Origin of the sequence: Nostocoides australiense Ben110 (assembly GCF_001050535.1) — a bacterium.
Lineage (GTDB): Bacteria > Actinomycetota > Actinomycetes > Actinomycetales > Dermatophilaceae > Nostocoides_A > Nostocoides_A australiense.
Window position 1 is genome coordinate 3,595,583 of sequence record NZ_HG764815.1, and the last position, 2,455, is coordinate 3,598,037.

A 2,455-nucleotide genomic window follows, 5' to 3' on the forward strand; every position below is an offset into this window, starting at 1 on the left:
GCGGTGGTCATCCCCGGGCTCGGGGGCTCCGGCATGGCCTACGCCTCTTGGACGCCGACGCCGAGCGCGGTCGCCAAGACCGATCTGGACGCGGCGACGGCTGCCTGCCGCGACGTGCTGGCGTCAAACCAGAGGTCCGGGCCGGCCTTCGACGCCGAGGCGATCCCGGTCGTCCTGGCCGAACGCCGCGGCGACATCGTCGCCGTGATGCTCCACCAGGACGGTGCGCAGACTGTGGACGCCTCCTGCCTGTCCACGATCGAACCCGGCTCCGGGAAGGTCACGGCCACGGCGGCCGGCGGGACCGGCGGGAGCGGAGAGGGGTGGATCCCCCCGGCCGGCGAGATCGCCGAGGGATCGATGACGGGGATGAACGAGCAGGCCTGGACGGTGTCGGGCACGGCAGCCCCGGACGTGGAGAAGGTGACCCTGCATCTGAAGGATGTCTCCGTCACCGCCACCGTGACCAACGGGCGCTACCTCGCCTGGGGGCCGGGCCAGGCCTTCCCGGATCCCGGCGCCACGTCCGGGCCGGGTGGGGCGGAGCCCTTGTTCACCTATGACGTGACCCTGTCCGACGGCACCGTCCGCACCGATGTCGAGCCGTCCCGGCCCACGCCCACCGGGGTGACCGAGTTCAAGGGCTCGAACACCGCGGGCAGCGTGCCCGACCCCAGCTGATCGTGCCGGCGACACCACCCCGGCGCTGCGCGTGGCGGCGCCGGGGTGGTTAGGGTGCTCCCCGTGGGGAGTGCCTCGACAACGCGCCTGGACCCGGACCAGGTGCACGTGACCGTCGTGCGGCTCGGCGACCGGATCCACGCGCGCTTCCCACACCGGGGATTGAACGAGGTCGCCGCCCAACTGGCGACGATCGCCGCCCAGGTCCAGGACGAGGCACCCGCCCTGCGCACCCGCGCCAGCGTCGTGTCCTGGCTCGCGCGCGTGGTCGGCGCGGTCATCCTCGTGGCCACGGCCGCGTTGTTCGTCATCACGATCCGCGACGCGCTGGCGCACGGGCCGGACCGCTCCTTCGAGTGGGTGCCGCTGATCGAGTCGATCATCAACGATCTCGTCTTCGCCGGCATCGCGCTCTTCTTCCTCATCGCCCTCCCGGAGCGGCTGATGCGCCGGGAGCTGCTCGGGGTGCTCCACCGGCTGCGCTCGCTCGCGCACATCGTCGACATGCACCAGCTGACCAAGGACCCCGAGCGGCTGCGCCCGGACTTCGTCAAGACCTCCAAGTCCGTCGAGCCGGGCCTGGAGCGCGACGAGTTGGAGCACTATCTCGACTACTGCTCGGAGTTGCTCAGCCTGATCGGCAAGGTCGCGGCCCTGTGCGCCGAGGAGACCCAGGACGCGGTCGTCCTCGACACCATCGTCGCCATCGAGACGATGACGACCCAGATGGCCGGCAAGATCTGGCAGAAGATCTCTCTGCTGCCCGAGTGAAAATCCTTGCCCCCCAAGGAACTTCTGCTAGCAAAGGTTAGTCAAATCAGCACACCTAGGACGGTCTGCTGATTTGACTGACGTGCGCTTAGTGGGCAGTGGACCGGCGTGTCAGCCGCGGTAGGCCGCCCACTGGGTCTGCATCCGCGAGGTCTGGCCGGCGCTGAACCGGTCCATGCACGCGTCGTCGGTGTAGTCCATGAAGTTGGTGATCGGGTCGTTGCCGGCCTTGCTGCGGCAGGAGTCCCGGCCGGTCGGGCAGCCGTATGCCGCCGACCGCTCCGCCGGAGTGTCGGAGACGTAGTCACCGTTGCCGTTACAGCCGCCCTGGAAGGTGTGGTACAGCCCGAACCAGTGACCGGCCTCGTGGGTGGCGGTGTCGCCGAGGTTGTAGGGCGCGGCGGTGCCGCCCGGCAGCGACTGGTCGAGGAGCACGACGCCGTCCATCGCGTCATACGAGCTCTTGGGGAAGGTCGCCCAGCCGAGCAGGCCGCCACCGAGGTTGGCGGTGTAGATGTTCAGGTCGGCCATCGTGCCCTGGCGCAGCGCGGTCTTCATCGCGCGCTCCGCGGTGGAGCCGTTGCTGAGGTTGTACCAGCTGGCGTTGTTCGTGTAGTCCGTGCCGGCGAGGGTGAAGCTGAAGCCGGTCCCGGCGTAGGCATTGTTGAGCACGGTCATCTGCTTGGAGATCATCGTCGAGCTCAGGTTGCCCTTGGTGCCGTCGGTGATGACGTGGAAGGAGACGTTGACGGTGGTCGCGGCGAAGGTGGCGGCGCCCGATGCGCTCACGACACGGCCCGACGAGGAGGTACGCAGGCCCTTGGCGGCCAGGGCCTTGCCGAGGGCGGCTTCGAGGGCCGTGGCCTGCTCGGCGGAGATTTCGTTGCCATCGCGGCGGTTGGCGCCGGCGCGGCCGGCGTTGACGGCGTCGGTGTGGGTCACGCACGCGGCGCCGGGGGCGTCGGTGCTGAGCGGGCGCGCGGAGGCGGACGGGGCGGGGGGG

3 protein-coding genes are annotated in these 2,455 nt (G+C 70.0%); 2 read left to right on the plus strand and 1 reads right to left on the minus strand.

The features are described from left to right. Positions 1-681 (plus strand): hypothetical protein (locus BN11_RS17570; RefSeq protein ID WP_048699605.1); only part of this gene is annotated, 681 nt, incomplete at its 5' end. Positions 682-744: 63 nt separating this feature from the next. Next, positions 745-1,452, plus strand: coding sequence for a hypothetical protein (locus BN11_RS17575; RefSeq protein WP_053084170.1), 708 nt, complete (start codon positions 745-747; stop codon positions 1,450-1,452). A gap of 111 nt (positions 1,453-1,563) precedes the next feature. Here the strand turns inward: BN11_RS17575 and BN11_RS25670 are convergent. Beyond that, the coding region (locus tag BN11_RS25670) for a zinc metalloprotease (protein ID WP_048699607.1) at positions 1,564-2,455 on the minus strand (892 nt) is incomplete at its 5' end.